Origin of the sequence: Aeromicrobium sp. Leaf291 (assembly GCF_001423365.1) — a bacterium.
Lineage (GTDB): Bacteria > Actinomycetota > Actinomycetes > Propionibacteriales > Nocardioidaceae > Aeromicrobium.
This window is the reverse complement of record NZ_LMNM01000003.1, coordinates 422,674-441,615: the sequence shown is the minus strand read 5'-3', so window position 1 is coordinate 441,615 and position 18,942 is coordinate 422,674. Positions and strand designations below refer to the sequence as shown.

10 protein-coding genes are annotated in these 18,942 nt (G+C 72.3%); 8 read left to right on the top strand and 2 right to left on the bottom strand.

Annotated elements, in window-relative coordinates; all coding sequences use genetic code 11:
- The first annotated feature begins 2 nt into the window (after positions 1-2).
- The 4 genes from ASF35_RS15785 (at position 3) to ASF35_RS15770 (ending at position 11,115) form a co-directional block, all read left to right on the top strand.
- On the top strand, positions 3-776 hold the full coding sequence (locus ASF35_RS15785) for a thioesterase family protein (protein WP_156368066.1): 774 nt from the start codon (positions 3-5) through the stop codon (positions 774-776).
- A 100-nt stretch (positions 777-876) separates the two neighbouring features.
- A complete protein-coding gene (locus tag ASF35_RS15780; RefSeq protein ID WP_055969572.1) occupies positions 877-1,641 on the top strand; it encodes a sulfite exporter TauE/SafE family protein in 765 nt (254 codons plus the stop codon).
- A gap of 188 nt (positions 1,642-1,829) precedes the next feature.
- Positions 1,830-10,181, top strand: coding sequence for an isopeptide-forming domain-containing fimbrial protein (locus ASF35_RS15775; protein WP_055969570.1), 8,352 nt, complete (start codon positions 1,830-1,832; stop codon positions 10,179-10,181).
- A 217-nt stretch (positions 10,182-10,398) separates the two neighbouring features.
- On the top strand, positions 10,399-11,115 hold the full coding sequence (locus tag ASF35_RS15770; protein WP_055969567.1) for a GAF and ANTAR domain-containing protein: 717 nt from the start codon (positions 10,399-10,401) through the stop codon (positions 11,113-11,115).
- A gap of 19 nt (positions 11,116-11,134) precedes the next feature.
- Here the strand turns inward: ASF35_RS15770 and ASF35_RS15765 are convergent, their stop codons facing one another.
- Entirely contained in the window at positions 11,135-13,594 is a 2,460-nt protein-coding gene (locus tag ASF35_RS15765) for an excinuclease ABC subunit UvrA (protein ID WP_082495554.1), read from the bottom strand.
- A 92-nt stretch (positions 13,595-13,686) separates the two neighbouring features.
- Here ASF35_RS15765 and ASF35_RS15760 point away from each other — a divergent pair, with 92 nt between their 5' ends.
- From ASF35_RS15760 to ASF35_RS15745, 4 genes are all read left to right on the top strand, one after another.
- Positions 13,687-14,388, top strand: coding sequence for a GAF and ANTAR domain-containing protein (locus tag ASF35_RS15760; RefSeq protein WP_055969564.1), 702 nt, complete (start codon positions 13,687-13,689; stop codon positions 14,386-14,388).
- A gap of 129 nt (positions 14,389-14,517) precedes the next feature.
- Positions 14,518-15,576, top strand: a complete 1,059-nt coding sequence (locus tag ASF35_RS15755; RefSeq protein WP_055969562.1) for a hypothetical protein — start codon at positions 14,518-14,520, stop codon at positions 15,574-15,576.
- Positions 15,577-15,661: 85 nt separating this feature from the next.
- A complete protein-coding gene (locus ASF35_RS15750) occupies positions 15,662-16,387 on the top strand; it encodes a hemolysin III family protein (protein WP_200931785.1) in 726 nt (241 codons plus the stop codon).
- Positions 16,388-16,488: 101 nt separating this feature from the next.
- Positions 16,489-17,976, top strand: coding sequence for an Ig-like domain repeat protein (locus ASF35_RS15745; protein WP_162239318.1), 1,488 nt, complete (start codon positions 16,489-16,491; stop codon positions 17,974-17,976).
- Here the strand turns inward: ASF35_RS15745 and ASF35_RS15740 are convergent, their stop codons facing one another.
- On the bottom strand, positions 17,977-18,783 hold the full coding sequence (locus ASF35_RS15740) for a DUF1295 domain-containing protein (RefSeq protein WP_055969557.1): 807 nt from the start codon (positions 18,781-18,783) through the stop codon (positions 17,977-17,979).
- Positions 18,784-18,942: the final 159 nt, after the last annotated feature.

Sequence of the window (18,942 nt, the reverse complement as noted above, 5' to 3'; positions counted from 1 at the left end):
CGGTGCACCCCGTCGAAGGGTCGGGGCACCCTGGCTACGGTGCGTCGTTCACCCGCGACTGGTGGTCCTTCGCGGGCGTCATGGGGGGTGTGACCGCCGGTGCCGTCCTCGATGCGGTCGCCGCCGAGGTGCCACCGGACTGGCGCGTCCGGACGGCCACGTTCCAGTACCTGGCCGGTGTGCGCGACGACCCGCTCGAGATCGCGGTCCGGACCGTCCACCAGGGACGGAGCTCGGTGGCGAGCTCCGTCGAGGCGGCGAGCGCGGGCCGTCCGGCGTTGCTGGCGACCGTCCTCTCGGCTCCCGTCGACGAGGAGCAGGGCTCGTTCACCGACGTCGCGATGCCCGACGTCCCCGCGCCCGGCCGGTGCGAGGAGGTGGAGCTCCCGCGCGACCTGGTCCCGGTGAGTGCACAGCTGGAGTTCCGCTTCGCCACCGAGGCGCGGCCGACCGTCGGCGGTGACACCGCCGAGCTGGTCGCGTGGGTTCGGCTGCGGACGGAGGGTCGCTACGGTCCTGGTGAGCTGGCGGTCATCAGCGACGCGATGCCGCCCGCGCTGTTCGGGATCGCCTCCACCCCGGTGCTGATGCCCACCGCCGACCTTTCGCTGGTGCTCGGCCAGCACCCGCCGACGTCCGGGTTCGTGCTGGTCAGGATGAGGGCGCGCCACCTCGACCGTGCCTGGGCCGTCGACGACTGCGACGTGTGGTCCGACGACGGTGCGCTCCTCGTGCAGTCCCGCCAGTCGCGCCGGCTGCTGGGCCCGCTCTCGTGACATCGGTCGCGCGGAGGGGCCGGCGGCATCAGTCCCGCTCGACGCGCTGACGTAGCCTCGACGGTCGGGACGGCGCACCTGCGCCCCGGGGGAGGTCGAGATGGGTCCGGTCGAGATCACGGTGATCCTGCTCGCGGGACTGGCGGCGGGGACGATCAACACCGTCGTCGGGTCCGGCACCCTCATCTCCTTCCCGACGCTGCTGGCGCTCGGCGTCCCACCGGTCACCGCGAACGTGTCGAACGGCATCGGGCTCGTCCCCGGCTCGGTCTCGGGGGCCATCGGGTACCGGCGCGAGCTGCGTGGCCAGCGTCGGCGAGCCATGCGGCTCGTGCCCGCGTCCGCCGTCGGCGCTGTCGCCGGTGCGGTCCTGCTGCTCGTGCTCCCGGCGTCGGCGTTCTCGGCGGTCGTGCCGGTGCTCATCCTGCTGGGCTGCGTGCTCGTGGTGCTCGGGCCGCGGATCTCGGCCGCCGTCGCCCGACGGCACGCCGAGCGCGGCGGGCTGTCCGAGGACGGTGCCTGGTGGACGCGACCGCTGGTCGCGTTGACCGGCGTCTACGGCGGCTACTTCGGTGCCGCGCAGGGCATCATCCTGCTCGCCGTCATGGGCATCGGGATCGATGACGAGCTGCAGCGGCTGAACGCGCTGAAGAACGTGCTGGCGGCCGTGGCCAACGGGGTCTCGGGCCTCGTCTTCATCGCCGTGGCCGACGTCGACTGGCTCGTGGTGCTGCTCATCGCGATCGGCTCGGCCGTCGGCGGGCAGGTCGGGTCGACCGTCGGGCGACGTCTCCCGGCGTCGGCGCTGCGCGTGCTCGTGGTCGGGGTCGGCGTGGTCGCCCTCGTCGCGTTCCTGCGCGGGTGAACCACCTCCGGTGGCGCCGCCGGACCGTATGACGCACCTCACTCCCGACGGCCGCTCGGTTGGCGCAAAGTGGCACGGAGAACCTGTGACTTCTGCCAGGATGTGGACCTGAGGAAGTCGTTCATGTTTGTGTACCGTCGGGGAGTCGGCGGGTGCTTGAGGGAGCTCTGCCAGTGCGTCGTCGCACCATGCCGCGTACGCGGCTCGTCCACCCTGCCGTCGTGGTCGCGCTGGTCGCGGCCTTCGTCGCCGTCGTCCCGGTCGCGCCGGCCGTGGCCGCCCAGTCGATGACGCTCAGCGCGTCGAGCGACCCCGTGCTGGTGGGTGAGGACGTGTCGTACTCGCTGCGCGCCACCAACACCGGCGACGAGGACCTGTACAACGTCACGTTCCGGGCCGTGCTGCCCGCCGGCATCACCTACGTGCCCGGGTCGACCCGTCCGGACAGCGTCGGTGACCCCGTGGTGTGGACCTCTGCCGAGGGCGAGCAGACCCTCGTGTGGCGCAACGTCGACGACGCCGCGCGGTCCGGCAGCGTCTCCCTCGCCTTCGACGCCGAGCCGGACACCGACGTGTACCCCGTCGGGTCCACCGTGCCGGTCGACCTGGACGTGTACGCCAACAGCGACCCGCGGCTCGTGCCCCGGTTCACCCCGGCCGGCACGTTGCTGGATCGCTCGACCGCGTCGGCGACGACCACGAGCACCACCGCGGTGAGCGCGATCGCGCTCTCGAAGTCCGAGCCGAGCCCGGAGCACGAGCTCCTGCGCGGTGTGCACGACCACCCCACGACGTTCACGCTGCGCGTCCGCAACAACGGCTCGACGCCCACCGACGACGTCGAGGTCGTCGACTACCTGCCCGCCGGCCTGGAGTTCCTCGGCTGCGGCGGCGTCGACAACGCCCCGGCCGGCTTCGAGGAGTACCCCGGCTCCGGGCGGCTCACCGGCACCCCGTCCGCGGGCGCGGACTGCGCGACGCCGGTCTCCGTCGAGACGGTCGACTCCGACCTGCCCGCCGGCTACCCGGCGGGGGTCTACACCAAGGTCACCTGGGACGGCGGCACGCTGGCCGGAGGCGGCAGCCGCACCCTGACGTACGCCGCGGGCATCCCGATGCGCGAGAACGTCATGCCGCAGGGCGCGTTCACCGCGACCGCGAACCTGACGAACAACACGGGTGCCCCGACGCGCGAGACCGCCACCGAGAAGGCCTACACGAACCGCGCGATCGCCACCGGCACGTACACCGGGACGATCGAGGGCGACCCCGCCGACAAGACGGTGAGCGCGAGTGCGCGCGTGACCGTGACGTCCGAGGACGTCGCCGTCCAGAAGTCCGTCGCGCCGCGCACCTTCGTCCAGGGTCAGGTCGCCACGTACACGTTGTCCGTCCAGGGCAGCGAGTACACCACCGCGTCCGACGTGGTCCTCACCGACGACATGCCCAACGGCCTGTGCCCGCTCGACGACGAGACGAACCACGAGAACACCTCGGCCGTCGAGTGCGCCCGAGGCGGCTCCTTCGCGCCCACCGGCGGCGCCTCCTACGCCGACGTCGAGGACCTGGACGCCGACGGCTTCCGCATCGCGTTCACGCCGTTCGAGCTCGAGCGGAGCCAGGTCCGCACGATCACCTACAAGGCGCGGATGCGCAGCGCCTACGAGGGCAGCACCGAGCCCACCAGCTCCGGCGACAGCTTCGTCAACACGGTGGCGCTGCAGGGCCGCACCACCAAGGTGCCAGCGTCCGAGAGCGGGACCGACCCGGTGACCGTCAACGACGAGTCCCAGGCCTCGATCGGCACCGAGGGCCCCCGTCTCGACAAGACGGTGGGCACGCAGGCCACCCCGATGAGCTGCGCCGCCACCAGCTACATCGACAACCGTGCCGGCGACGAGTCCGTGCTGTCGTACCGCAAGGGCGATCGGGTCTGCTTCAAGATCCGGGTCGACTTCTCCGACGCGACCGCCACCCGCGCCCCGCGCGTCTCGGACTTCCTGCCCGACGGCGTCGTGTACGAGGCGGGCTCGGCCACGCCCACCGCGGCGAACGACGTCACGATCTCCACCGCCGAGGCCACCGGCAACCCGGTCTTCACGATCGGGGACGAGATCGCGGGCCAGCGCTTCGTCGAGCCCGGCGCCGTGTTCGAGGTGGTCCTGAGCGGCATCGTCTCGACCCCCGGCGACGCCGACGTGGACGTGAAGGGCAACCTGGCGAAGTTCCGCTACCTGGACCAGCAGGGCCGTTCGCAGTCGCTGCGCGACCAGGTGACCTTCTACGTCGCGCCGCCGCCGACCGTCGCCATCGAGAAGTCCGTGGACGACGCCGAGGTCCGCCACGGCGACGTGTCGACCTTCTCGGTGAAGGTCACCAACGCCAGCGACACCGATGACGTGGAGGGCAACGAGCGCGCCGTCGACGACGTGCAGGTGCGCGACCTCCTGCCCCCGCAGTACACGTGCGGCGACGTGAGCGCCATCTCCGACGGCGGCGCGTGCGCGACCGTCGACGGTGTCGCGGTCGTCTCGTGGACCGTCACGACGGCGCTCGCGCCCGGCGACTCCACCACCCTCACGTACCGCGCGACCACGCCCACTACCACCGCCGCCGGCCGCAGCTACGTGAACACGGCGGGCGTCCGCTCGTTCGCCGCCGCCACCAACGTCGGGACCGACGGCCGCACCACCCACTACCCGCGCGAGAACATCGACCCCGCCGTCACCGCAGCGCAGATGGACGCCCCGCCCGCGAAGGACACCGCCAGCGTGCGGCTCCCGGCGGTCGAGGTGGAGAAGACCAACGTCACCGACGTCGACTCCGAGACCGGCAACGGCGACCACGACGCCGTGAGCGGCGAGGGGATCGACTACACGATCACGGCGACCATCCCCGCGCGCACCACGGTGTACCGGGCGACCTTGAAGGACGTGCTGCCCGCGAACCTGCAGGTCACCGGCTCGACGATCGTGTTCCGTCCCGACGCGGGCAGCGCCACCACGGCACCCCTGCCCGCCTCGATCGAGTCAGACGGCAACCACGGCGTGCGGTTCCCGGCCACCTACACGAACGCCACGGAGACCGACCAAGTGGTGGTGCTCCAGATCGCCGCCCGGGTGGCTCCCGGCACGACGGTGACCGGGACGCGGACCAACACGGCCACGTTCACCTCGACCGCCGGACCGGCCGACGCCACCGGCACCGAGTCCGTGCAGGACACCTCGGACGTCCAGGTCAAGCTGCCCGTCCCCAAGCTGACGAAGACCTCGAACCCGACCTCCGTGGTGGGTGCGGGCCAGGACGTGACGTACACGCTCAAGGCCGAGAACACCGGTCCGGTGCCGCTGCACGACGCGGTGCTGACCGACTGCCTGCCGCTGGCGCTGACGCTCGACGCAGGGACGCTGCCGTCAGGCGCGACCTCGGCCCAGGCGACCGGCAGCCAGTGCACCTCGACGTCGTTCACCTACATCACCGTGCCGGTCGGCTCGCTCGAGCCGGCCGAGTCCCGGTCGTTCACCTACACCGCGAAGGTCGCGGTCGACGCCGCCGGTGGCGCGTCGTACCGCAACGACGCACGCCTCGTCGGCAGCACGCTCGACGACGGACGCAACGACAACAGCACCGAGACCACGGTCTCGACCACCGCGAACAAGACCGTCACCACGACGTCCGCCTCGCTCACCAAGTCCGTGCTGCCCCTGACGCCGACCATCGGGGACACGGTCACCTACACCGTCCGGGCGACGTTCGCGCCGAACCTGAACTACTTCGACGCCGCCGTCACCGACACCGTCCCCACGGGGCTGGACCTCTCGTCGCTCAGCGACGTCACGGTCACCTGCGCCCGCAGCACCGCACCCACCACCTGCCCTGCGGACGCCACGCCCCTGACCGCGTCGGGCCGCACCGTGGGCTGGGGCCTCGGTGACCTGGCGCCGGACACCGCCTCGCGCGTCTATACGATCACCTACCGGCTGAAGGTCGCCGACGTCGCCGGCAACACCACCGGCGCCACGCCGACCAACGCCGCCAACGTGCGCTGGAGCTCGGTCAACGGCACCGACCCGACGAGCGCCGGCCACACCTGGACCCGCTCGGGCACCCAGCGGACCGCCGCGGTGACCATCCGGCAGCCGACCGTCGCCGTGGCCAAGACGGTCGACGACGCGACGCCCGAGCCCGGCCAGGTCTTCACGTACGCCGTCACCGCCACCAACCCCGGTGGGACCAATGTCAGCGACGCGTTCGAGGTCGTCGTCACCGACCGCGTGCCCCAGGGTGTCGTGGTCGACACCGACACCATCTCCGACGACGGCAGCTACGACGACGCCACCCGCACCATCACGTGGCGGCTCCCGCAGCTGACCGTCGGCGCGCCCGGCAACAGCCGGCGCCTGACGTACGACGCGCGACTCGCGGCGAGCGGGACCCTCGACGGGAGCGCCCTCGTCAACACGGCCACCATCGCCGGCTACGAGAGCCGCGCGACGGGTGGTCGCACCTACACCGGACCGTCCACGACCCGAAGCGTCACGCCGCAGCTGCCCAAGGGCACCGTGCAGAAGAGCGTCGTCGGCGGCCCCACCGCCGAGGTCGGCAAGGACAAGACCTTCCGGGTGGTCGTCCGCAACACCGGCGCCGCGACCGCCACCGTCGACGTGACCGACACGCTCCCGACGAACTGGGTCCTCGGCAGCTCGGCCACCGTGGGCATCGGCTCGGCGACGGCGCAGCCGACGCCACCGCAGGTCGGCGACGACGACCCTCGGGTGCTCACGTGGCCGGCCCTCGGCCCCGTGGCGCCCGGCCAGGACGTCGTGATCACCTACACCGCGCGGCCGACCGCCGACGCCACGACCTCGCCGGGGTCGGGGAGCAGCGTCCCGCACGTCAACACGGCCGCCATCGTGGTCAAGGACGCCACCGGGGCCACGGGCAGCAAGACCGGTTCGTACGCCGGTCCCGACGCCACGGCCGAGGCCCAGATCAACCGGGCCGACCTCACCCTCGAGAAGAAGGGTGACGGGACGCTCGTCGCGGGTCGTCCCTACTCCTGGAAGCTCACGGTCGGCAACGCCGGTCCGGACGCCGCCACGGGTGAGATCGTGCTGACCGACGAGCTGCCCGACGAGCTGACCGGCTACACGGCCTCCGGCACCGGCTGGAGCTGCTCCGTGGGCACCACGGACGTCACGTGCCGCCACGCCGGTCCGGTCCCCGTCGGGGGCACGCTGCCCGTCGTGACCGTCACCGGCCAGGTCCCGAGCGACCTCGGGACGACGGCGTCGATCACCAACAGCGCCGAGGTCGAGGGCTCGGTCTTCGAGTCCGTCACGACGAACAACACCGCGACGTCGACGGTTCCGGTCACCGCCCTCGCCGACGTGGCCGTCGCCAAGAAGCTGAGCGGGTCCCTGGTGGCCGGCCAGACCGCCACGTGGACGCTCGACGTGACCAACCTCGGTCCGTCGACGGCTCGCGGCCCCCTGACGGTGAAGGACACGCTGCCGTCCGGCACCACCTTCGTCTCCGCCGAGGGTGACGGCTGGACGTGCGACGAGGCCGAGGGCGTCGTGACCTGCACGTCCGAGGAGGACCTCGCGCGGGACGCCGCCGCGCCGCAGCTGGTCGTGGCCGTCGACGTCCCCGCCGACCGCACGGCCGCCGTCGAGAACGTCGCCTCGGTCAAGAGCGCCACGCCGGAGCCCGTCACCCCCACGGCCTCGGCCAACGACCGCGACTCCGCCGAGGACACGCCCACGCGGACCGCGCTCCTCACCACGTCGAAGGTGGTCGAGGGCGACACCCAGCTGGTCGCGGGTGCCACCGGCACCTACGTCATCGGTGTCGCCAACGCCGGGCCGTCCACGGCCACCGACGTCACGGTGACGGACACGCTGCCGGAGGGCCTGACCTACCGCGGTGCCCGGGGCACGGGGTGGTCCTGCGACGAGGACGCCGGCACCGTCACGTGCACGCTGAGCGGCTCGATCGCCCCGAAGGGCAGTGCCAGCGTGGAGATCGACGTCGAGGTCGGATCCGACCAGACCGGTGAGATCGTCAACACGGCCAAGGCCGTCGCCGAGGAGGACCCCGACGGCTCCGAGGCCGTCGACGGCAACGTGCCGGACCAGGACTCCGACTACACCGTCGAGAAGAGCCACACGGGCGACGCGACGGCCGGGACGTCGCTGGACTACACCATCGAGGTCACGAACCGCGGCCCGTCGGACTCACCCGGCCCGCTCGCGGTGGAGGACCGGCTCCCCGCCGGCATGACCTTCGCCGACGTCTCCGGCGGAGGCTGGACGTGCGAGGCCGGGCAGGCCGACGAGACGGGCCAGGACGTCGCGTGCTCACGCACCGGTGGCCTCGCCGACGACGCCTCCACGTCGTTCACGCTCACGGTCGACGTCGCCGCCGACGCCGGTCCCGCCACGCTCGTCAACAGCGTCGCCGTGAGCGGACCGCAGGAGACGGACGTCTCGAACAACACCGACAGCGACCCGACGGTCGTCGTCGACGAGGCCGACGTGTCCCTCACCAAGACCGCCGCCGTCGACACGGTCGACGCCGGAGCCGAGCTGTCCTGGACCCTCGGGGTCGAGAACGCCGGCCCGTCCGACGCGGACGCGGTGACGGTCTCCGACACGATGCCGGCAGGCCTCACGGTCACGTCCGTCGCCGGAGACGGTTGGACGTGCGAGACGTCCGACGCCGCGTTCAGCTGCTCGCGGCCGACCCTGGCCCCGGGCGCCGCCCCGCCGCTGACCCTCGTCACGAAGGTCGGCAGCGGTGTGGACGCGAGCACGGTGATCACGAACACCGCGACCGTCACCACCACGACGCCGGGTGACGACGACGAGGACAACACCGATGCCGACGACGTCTCGGTGACCACGCACGCCGACCTCGCGGTGTCCAAGACCCACACGGGCACCCCCGTGGCGGGCCGCCCGTTCGCGTTCACGATCGGCGTCGAGAACGAGGGACCCTCGGACGCGCGGTCGCCGATCACGCTCACCGACGAGCTGCCGCCCGGCATGACGTACGTCGGCACGCCCGGCCCCTGGACCTGTGTGGCGGGGCCGGTCGCCACCGCGGGCCAGACGGTGGAGTGCGAGCTCGCTCCCACCGCCGGGCTCGCCGCGGGAGCGTCGACGCCGGACCTGGTCATGACGGTCGACGTGGCGTCCGACGCCTCGGGCGACGAGCTGGTCAACGTCGTCACGGTCGAGAGCGACACGGACGACCCGGAGTCGGGCAACGACGAGGCGCGCGACACGGTGACGCCGACGGGATCGGCCGACCTGTCGATCACGAAGTCGCACCGGGGCGAGGCCACGGTCGGCTCGCCGTTGGAGTTCACCCTCCAGGTCCGCAACGACGGACCGTCGGAGGCGCGTGACGTCGAGGTGGCGGACCTGCTCCCCGACGGACTCACCCTCGAGTCGATCTCGGGGGAGGGGTGGACCTGTGACGACGACGCCGCGTCCTGCACGCTCGACGAGCCGCTCGCGGTCGACACCGACGCCGACCCGATCACGGTGGTCGCCACCGTCGAGCCCGGGGCGTACCCGGCGGTCGGGAACGTGGCCACGGTCTCGTCCTCCACACCCGACCCGGAGAGCGGCAACGACCGCGACGTCGACGAGGTGACGGTGCCTGCACTGGTGGACCTCTCGATCGACAAGCAGGTCGAGGGCGAGCTGACCGTGGGCCGTCAGGGGACCTACACGCTGACCGTCCGCAACGACGGTCCGACCGCCGACCCGGGCCCGGTCACGGTGACCGACACGCTGCCGGCCGGCCTGACCTACGTGTCCGCCGAGGGTGAGGGCTGGCGCTGCGCGGAGGATGCGGGGACGGTCACCTGCGTCGACGAGGACGGTCTCGTGCTCGACGAGTCCAGCTCGGTGCTGCTCACGGTCGACGTCGGCGCCGCGGCCTACCCGACCGTGGTCAACACGGCGCGGGTCGCGACGCCGAGCGAGCAGACCGACACCGACGACGACACGTCGACGGTCGAGGCGCCCGTCGCAGGGTCCGCGCTCGTGTCGATCGACAAGTCCCTCGCCGAGCAGGACGACCGGACAGCCGTCTGGACGCTGGAGGTGCACAACGCCGGACCGACCGAGACCACGGCCGACGTCGTGGTCACGGACGCCCTGCCGAAGGGCCTGACCCTCGTGTCGGCTGCGGGCCGGGACTGGACGTGCGAGACGACCAGCCGCCGGGCCACCTGCACCTACGACGGGCGGCTGGGCGTCGACGAGACGAGCGAGATCGAGCTGCGCACGACGCTCACGGCGGCCGCGGGCGAGACGGTCACGAACGTCGCGTCGGTGTCCTCCGGCGGGCTCGGCGGCGACGCCAGCGTGGACGACGCGACCGTGACGGTGCCGGCGGAGGACGGCGGTCTGCTGCCCGGCGGACTGCTGCCCAGCACGGGTGGGCCGGCCTGGTGGCTCCTGCTGCTCGGCATGCTCGGTCTGGCCGTGGGCACGGGCGTCCTGCGCCGACGCGAGGGCTGACCGGGCGGGGCCGCGCCCTGGCGGGCGCGGCCTCGGCGGGGGCGGGGTGGCTCCGGATCCGACCGCTTGCCTGGACGGCCCCGACTCCGTCCGGGCGAGCGGACCGGTGCCCTCGTCCGGACACGCGGCACGGGCCGAGACGCTTCTCGCTAGATTGTGTCCCGAGCGCGCTTCGGCACAGAGGCGGGCGCGGACCGCAAGATCGCTGGAGCAGCACGTGAACGAGAACGAGAACGACCACTACGACCTCAACCGGACCCTCGCGGCGATCGCCGCCGACGCCTCCGGCAGCGGGAGCTCCCACGAGGTCATCGCGAAGCTCTCCGAGCACGTCGCATCGGCGGTGGACGGTGCCGACGGCTGCGCGGTGTCGCTGAACCTCGGCGACGGGCACATCGTCACGGTCGGCGCGACCGACCCCGACCTCGACGCTGCCGACCGGTTTCAGAACGAGCTGGGCGAAGGGCCGTGCCTGGAGAGCTTCCGCGAGACGGAGGTCGTGCACGTGCAGGACCTCCGGGTCGACCAGCGCTGGCCCCGCTGGGCCAAGCCCGTGTCCGAGCAGCTGGGGTTCCGCTCGATCCTGTCGGCTCACATGACCACCCAGCAGCGGCGGGTTGGAGCGCTCAACGTCTACGCCCGGCGGGCGGACGCCTTCACCGAGCGCGACGTCGCGCAGATCCCGTTCTTCGCGGCCCACGCCGCCGCGGCGATCGCCGCGGCCCGGCAGGTCGAGCAGCTGAGGGAGGCTCTCGTCTCGCGGACCCGGATCGGTCAGGCCGAGGGGATCGTGATGGAGCGACACGGCATCCAGGAGGAGGAGGCGTTCGCGTTGCTGACCCGTCTGTCCCAGCACCGCAACGAGAAGCTCCGCGACGTCGCCGAGACGATCGTCGCCCGTCGGTTGATCCCCGAGGACCCCCTCGACACGTGAGCCCGCTCGGCGCAGCCGCTCAGCCTCGTTCCACCGCTGCGCGCAGGTACGGCGCCGTCACGCTGTCGGCCACGTCGAGCAGCTCGGCGGGCGTCGTCGCGGCCACCACCGTGCCGCCGCGGTCCCCGCCGCCGGGGCCGAGCTCGATCACCCAGTCGGCGGCGGCGACGACCTGCATGTCGTGCTCCACCGCCACCACGGTGTCACCCGCCTCCACCAGACGCTCCAGAACGCGGACGAGGTCGCGCACGTTCACCGGGTGCAGCCCGCCGGTGGGCTCGTCGAGCACGAAGACCGTGCCCTCGCGGCGTGGTCGCTGCAGCTCGGTTGCCAGCTTGATGCGCTGCGCCTCGCCCCCGGACAGCTCCGTGGCGGGCTGGCCGAGCGTGAGGTAGCCCAGGCCCACGTCGAGCAGCGTGGTGAGCGCGCGGTGCACGGCGGGCACGTCGGCGAAGAAGTCCGACGCCTCCTGCACGGTCATGGCCAGCACCTGCCCGATGTCGCGCTCGCGGTAGAGCACCTCGAGCGTCTCGGGGTCGTACCGGGATCCGCCACACGTCGGGCAGGTGGAGTAGCTGGTCGGCAGGAACACGAGCTCGATCGCCACGAAGCCCTCGCCCTCGCACGTCGGGCACCGGCCTGCGTCGACGTTGAAGGAGAACCGCCCCGCCGTCCATCCGTGTTCCCTGGCCTCGGGGGTGGCCGCGAAGAGGCGTCGGACCGGGTCGAACAGACCGGTGTAGGTGGCCAGGTTGGAGCGCGGCGACCGACCGATGGGCTTCTGGTCGATGACGACGATGCGTTGCGGGCCCTCTGCCGAAGGATCGGCCGCAGCGGCCTCCAGCTGCTCGACCATGGCCGTGAGCAGCGACGACTTGCCCGACCCCGACACCCCGGCGACCGCCGTGAGCACACCCGTCGGCAGTCGTACCTCGACGTCGCGCAGGTTGTGCAGCGAGATCGGATCGAAGTCGATCCAGTCGGCCGGCGTCCGCGCGCTCAGGGCCGGCGGCTCCGCCCGGTCGAACATGAAGTCCGCCGTGGCGGAGTCCTCGACGTCGGCCAGCGCCGCGGGCGGGCCGCTGTGCACGACGTGCCCGCCGAGCACCCCGGCGCTCGGGCCGACGTCGACCACCCAGTCGGCGTGGCGTGCGATGGAAAGGTCGTGCTCCACCACGAAGAGCGAGTTGCCCGCGGCGACGAGGTCGCGCAGCGCGTCGTAGAGCGCGGCGGAGTCGGCCGGGTGCAACCCGGCGGACGGCTCGTCGAGCACGTAGAGCACGCCGAAGAGGCCGGCCCGCAGCTGGCCGGCGAGCCGCACGCGTTGCAGCTCGCCCGGGGACAGCGCGGTGCTCGAGCGGTCCATGGACAGGTAGCCGAGGCCGAGGGAGATGATCGACTCCACGCGTGCACCGAAGTCCTTGACGAGCGAGCGTGCCGCCGACGCCGCGGCTGCTCCGTGGCGGTCGGTGCCGCGGGCCTGGTCGGCCAGCCCGCCGTCGAGCAGGGCGCACACCTGCGACAGCGGGAGCGCGGCCATGTCCGCGATGTCGATCCCGGCGAAGGTGACGGCGAGGGCAGCGGGCCGCAGTCGCTTGCCGTCGCACGTGGGGCACGGACCGTCGGCGACGAACGCCTCCAGCTTCTCGCGCTGCGCGGGGGACTGCGTCTTGGCGAGGTTGCGCATGAGGTACTTCTCCGCCGACGACCAATGTCCGTGGTACGCGCTGGCCTCGCCCTGCTTGTTGCCCTGCAGGAGCATGCGCGGCTCCTCGTCGGTGAACAGGATCCAGTCGCGGTCGCGCTGGGGGAGCGTGTGCCAGGGGGCGTGCACGTCGATGCCGAGCTTGGTGACCATCCGCCGCACGTTCTGGCCGACCCAGGCACGGCTGGCCCAGACGCCGATCGCGCCCTCGTCGATGGACAGCGACGGGTCGGGGACGAGCAGCTGCTCGGTGGTGCGCCGCGAGACGCCGCTTCCCTGGCAGGTGGGGCAGGCGCCGACCGCCGTGTTCGGCGAGAACGCCGACGCCGGGAGGTGCTCGGCGCCCTCGGGGTAGGTGCCCGCCCGGCTGTAGAGCAGACGCAGCACGTCCGACAGGGAGCTCAGCGTGCCCAGCGTCGACCGGGAGCTGGTGCCGCCGCGTGCCTGTTGCAGGGCCACAGCCGGCGGCAGTCCCTCGATGGTGTCGATCTCCGGGGCGCCCACCTGCGCCATCAGCCGTCGCGCGTAGGGAGCGACGGACTCGAAGTAGCGACGCTGCGACTCCGCGAAGACGGTCCCGAACGCCAGCGAGGACTTCCCCGACCCGGAGACGCCGGTGAACGCCACGAAGCAGTCGCGCGGCAGGTCGACGTCGACGTCGCGCAGGTTGTGCTCGCGTGCCCCGCGGACGCGGATCCAGCCCGACGACCCGGAGGGGAGATCGGTGCCGTGGAGATCCGGGCCGTGCAGGTCGGTGTCGCTGCGAGAGGCCATCGGTCCAACGTAGGGGGCCGAGACGGGGCGCGCGCGTCGTGGTGCCGACGTCGGCGAGTAGGTGATCCGCTCCGTCGGTGCGATGGTGGAGGATGCCCGACGACCTGTGGGACCGCTTCTCGTACCTGGCGCGCGACATGAGCCAGTCGCCCGACCTCGCGAGCACCCTGGGCGTCGCGGTGGAGGGGGCGACGGCGCTCGTCGCGGGGGCCGAGGCGGCGGGGATCTCGATGGTCCACCACGGGCGGAGCATCGACACGCCGGCTGCCACCGACGAACGCTGCCGCCGCGGCGACGCACTGCAGTACGCGCTCGGCCAGGGTCCCTGCCTGCAGGCGATCCACCAGCAGGAGACGGTGCGCAGCAGGGACCTGCGCACCGAGGAGCGCTGGCCGGGGTGGTCGCGTCGCGCGAGCGAGGAGCTCGGGTTCCGCAGCATGCTGTGCGTCCAGCTGTTCGTCACGCAGGACACCCTCGGGGCGATGAACCTCTACGCATCGCAGCCCGATGCGTTCGACGTCGACGACGAGGCGACGGCCCTGGCGGTGGCCGCGCAGGTCGCGGTGGCGCTCACCGCCGCCGAGGAGCTCGAGTCCGTGCAGAGCGTGGTGGCCTCGCGCATCGCGCTGGGCCAGGCCCAGGGGATGCTCATGCAGCGCTACCGACTGGCGCCCGAGCGGGCCTTCGCCGTGCTGGCACGCGAGGCGCACGCGAGCGGTCGACGCCTGAGGGACGTGGCGGACGACATCGTCCGCAACGGCGTCATCGAGGGCCACTGGGCCGACGACGACTGATCTTCTGCTTCGGTCCTCGGGCCGCGCCGCGTGGACGATCGGCGGGGCGCGCTGCGCGGAGGACGGTGCCGTGGGAGCGTGATCCCGGCACCGCGCGGAGTGCTCTGGAAGCAGCGGAAGAGGACGAGGATGAGCCGCACGACCCTCCCCGACGGGAGCATCCGGTACGCGCCGGACCGGGGGCACCGCGCCCCGACGACGAAGGCACGTCGGCGCAGCTCCCTCGCGGCCGTCGCCGTGGTCCTCCCGGTGGGCCTCGTCGGCCTGAGGGGCATCGGCCTGGAGGCGGGTCTGTGGGTGGTCGGCGTCACCGCCGCCGTCACGCTCCTCGGGGTGGTGGTCTGGCGGCTGACGCTCCCGTCGCAGCACACGGTCACCGTCTCGCGGACGCACGTCACGTTCCGCAGCTACGGGCGGACGCGGGTCCTGGCGGTGGACGAGCACCTGCGCGGCAGCCTGCTCGTGCTGACCTACCAGCACGGGTTCGAGGTCCCGTACCTCGTCGTCGACGGGACGGGGCGGCCCTTCCGCCTCAACGTCGAGATGTGGTCGGAGGACGACCTCGAGGCGATCATCAGGCACCTCCCGAACCACGCCTCGGCGCCCGAGCCGCTCGACGCCGCGACGGTCGAGCGCGAGTTCCCCGGCCTGCTGCCCTTCAGCACGCGACACCCCAACCGGTTCGCGATCGCGTTCGTCGTCGTGACCGTCGCCGTCGTCATCGCCGTGGGCGTGGTCGTCACCGCCGTCACCGCCGAGCGCGACGACGACGAGGAGTACGAGCCGGTCGCCACCGTCACGCCGTCGGTCCGGCCCGATCTGTCGCGCGAGGCGGGTGGTCGGCAGAACCGGCTGCAGGCCGACGTGCAGCGGCTCCTGGGCGAGGACGACGACTGGAGCTCGCAGGACCCGACCATCCGGGACTGCGCCGACGGCGGGTACCAACGGATCCTCACCTGGACCAACGACGCGCCCCGCGAGCGCTACACCCAGGACGACCGGCAGGACGTCGCCGCGGCGGCCCGTCGTGCCGGGCTGGTCGAGCGCGACGTCGAGCAGGACGGCGAGGCCGTGACCGGACTGAGCTACCTCGACCCGGAGACGCTGGCCTCGCTGCAGGTCGACGTCAGCGACGGGGTCCTGACGGTGACGACGGACAGCGCCTGCTCCAGCGCAGACCAGCCCTGACGCGCTGGTGGCCTACGGTGGTCCCACCGTCGCTGTCCACGGTGCGTGACGACGTGTCGCGCTGTCTCGACCAGGAGGAGCTTCCGTGAGCAGCACCGACGACGACGCCCTACCCGTGGACCGGCGCACGCGAGGCATGGCCGACAAGCTGGCCGAGCTCAAGCCCTCCTTGCGCGGGTGGATGCACGCGGGGTTCGTGCCCCTCCTGCTGGCGGCGGGCGTGGTGCTGATCGTGCTGTCGCCGACCACCGAGACCCGTTGGGGGTCCGCGATCTACGTCGCGAGCGCCCTGCTGCTGTTCACGGTCTCCTCGATCTACCACCGGGGCACCTGGGAGGTCGGCATCTGGGCGTTCTGGCGCCGTTTCGACCACGCCAACATCTACGTGCTGATCGCCGGGACCTACACGCCCTTCGCGATCCTCTACCTGGAGGGCGGGGCGCGGGCGTGGCTGCTCGGCGTCGTCTGGTCCGTCGCGGTCGTGAGCTCGGTGCTGCGGATCCTGTTCACCGAGGCGCCGCGCTGGGTCTTCACGAGCCTCTACATCGCGCTCGGGTGGATCATCGTGCCGTTCCTGCCCACGTTCGTGGACGGAGCCTCGCGCTTCAGCACCGGCGTCAACGTGACGGCCATCAGCCTCATCGCCTTCGGCGGGCTCGTCTACACGGTGGGTGGCGTGGTCTACGCGACCAAGCGACCGAACCCGGCGCCGGAGACGTTCGGCTTCCACGAGGTCTTCCACCTGTGCACGGTCCTGGCGTTCGTCGCGCAGTACACGGCCGTCTCGGTGGTCACCTACTCCCTGCGCTGAGACGCTGACGGCGCGGAGCAGAACTTGTAGGATCGCCCCAGACGTGGGCGCCGTGCCTGCGCCCGAGGGGGAGCATGATGCAGGTCCGATCACTTGTGGCCGTGACGGTCGCGACGTTCACGGGGCTGGCGCTGCTGGCCGGTCCGTCCACGGCGGCGCCGGTGCGCGCGGAGGGCGACGTCGCCACGGGCACCATCACGGGTCGTGTCACCGAGGGCGGCGGTGTGCCGACGCCGCAGGCGAGGGTGACGGCGAAGTCGTTCGCGGGCGGTGCGGAGGTCGTCGACACGGCGACGACCGACGAGTTCGGGCGATACACGTTGGACGTCCCGGCGGGCGACTACCTCGTCACGCTGCACGGGAGCGACCCGGCCTTCAAGGTCCTGGACTCCTACTGGAAGGACGCCGACCGCGTCGACCAGGCGACGGCGGTCACCGTCGCGGCCGATGGCACGGCGAGCGACGTCGACCTGCCGCTCTGGGGTGGTGGCTTCGTCCAGGGGACCGTCACGAGCGAGAGTCCCTCGCGGATCAACGGTCTGGTGGCCACGCTCTACGACGCGCAGGGCGACGCCATCGACCAGCAGACCCTCACCGCGTCGTCACCGCGGTTCACGCTGGGCGCGACGTCGAACGTGCCCTCGGGAAGCTACCGGGTGGGACTGCGCAACGGGACCCTCGTGGACCAGCCCGACGCAGCCCGCTTCGAGGTGAAGGTCTCCTCCGACTCGTCCTACGACGTCGGCACCATCGATCTCGACGGACCGCCCACCACCGTTCCTCGTCCGACCATCAGCAGCGCGAACCCGCAGGTGGGCCGACCGCTGGAGGCGTCGCTGGACGGTTGGGAGTCCGACGAGGGCGTCTCGCTGAGGTACCAGTGGTACATGAACGGCGTCGCGATCGATGCCGGCAAGCAGGCCACCTACACGCCCAGCCCCGGCACGCTCGGCAAGAAGCTCACCGTCAAGGTCACGGCTGTCCGTGGGGGAGAGGCGATCGCGACCGCCACGTCTGTGGCCACCAAGGCGGTGCTGATCGGGACCATCGAGGTCGTGCGGCGGCCGACGCTGGCTGCAGCTCGGTACCCGGTGGTGGGCGATCGGATCGGTCGTGACCTCGGCTACTGGAAGCCGTCCGGCCTGACGTGGAGCCATCAGTGGTACCGGAACGGGTCCGCCATCTCCGGTCAGCGTGGGTCCACCTACCTCCTCCGTTCGGCGGACTGGGGCAAGAAGGTCTTCCTCGTCGTCAAGGCCTCGCGGACGGGCTACCGGACCCAGGCGGAGCGGACCGAGTCCGTGGTGGTCAAGCGCGCTCCGTCGATGTCGAACACCACGACGGTGCTGGGTGGCGGGAAGGTGAAGCTGACCGCGAAGGTGGTGGTGGTCGGGACGTCGCGTCCGTCCGGCAGTGTCGCCGTGCTGGAGGACGACGTGAAGATCGGCACGATCGCGTCGTTGACGAACGGGGTCGGCTCGCTGACGGTCAGTGGTCGTGAGCCCGGCACGCACCGGTACACGCTGGAGTACTCGGGCAACAGCCTGGTCGTGCCGGCGAGCCGGACGCGCGAGGTCGTCGTCCGGTAGTCACCCGCGCAGGCGGGCGAGCAGCCGTCGCGGGTCGGGGAAGAAGAACGGCACCCGGTCCTGGTAGTCGCGGTAGCCGGGGCGGTCCTCCAAGCGCTGCTCCGTGCGCTTGGCGCCCGTCGCGTACATGAGGAAGTAGGACATGGCGACCGGTGCGGGCCAGGTCCACCCTGCGGGCGCCGACGCGGCCGCGGCGAGCCACGCGCCGTCCCACGTCACGGAGTCGCCCAGGTAGTTGGGGTGGCGCGAGACGCCCCACAGCCCGGTGTCGAGCACGTCGGGCTTCTCGTCGTCGTCGCGCTGCTTGAACGCGTCCTTCTGCCGGTCAGCGAGCGCCTCGACGACCGTCCCGATCGCCATGACGGCGAGGCCGACCGGCAGGAGGTACCGGCGCGAGGTCCGGGGGAGGGTGCTCGCTGCGGCCACCTGCAGCGGTGCCGAGACGACCAGCTGCGCCAGCCCCTGCGTCACGAACACCTTGAGCCCGGCCGTCGCGGTTGAGCCGCCCTCGAGGAACTCGGTGTAGCGGGGGTCCTCCTCGTCGCTGCCGACCAGCCGCGGCAGCATGAGCGACTCGAGCCGCACCGCCCAGGCGGTGGTGGCGGCAGCCAGGGCCCAGCGCCGACGTCGGTCGCCGTTCCCGACCACGGCACTCGTGAGCGCGATGGCCGCGAGGCCCGGCCCCCATGCGCCGTCGGCGTAGTCGCGACGTCCCCGGGGCAGGGCGACGGCCGCGGTGCCCGCCTGCACCAGTGTCGTGACGGCGGCGGACGTGCCTGCCACGCGTGCGAGGTTCTGTCGGTCCACGGTTCCTCCTCGGTGTGAGGCGCACGTCCGGTCGACGCCCCCTGCCTCCATGCTGCGGTGCCGCCTGCCCGACCGCACCTCCGGCGACGCGCATGGCGTCCGACCAGCGGGGTACGCCTCCGGCGACGTCGTCGACACGACGGCGTCGCGATCGATCTC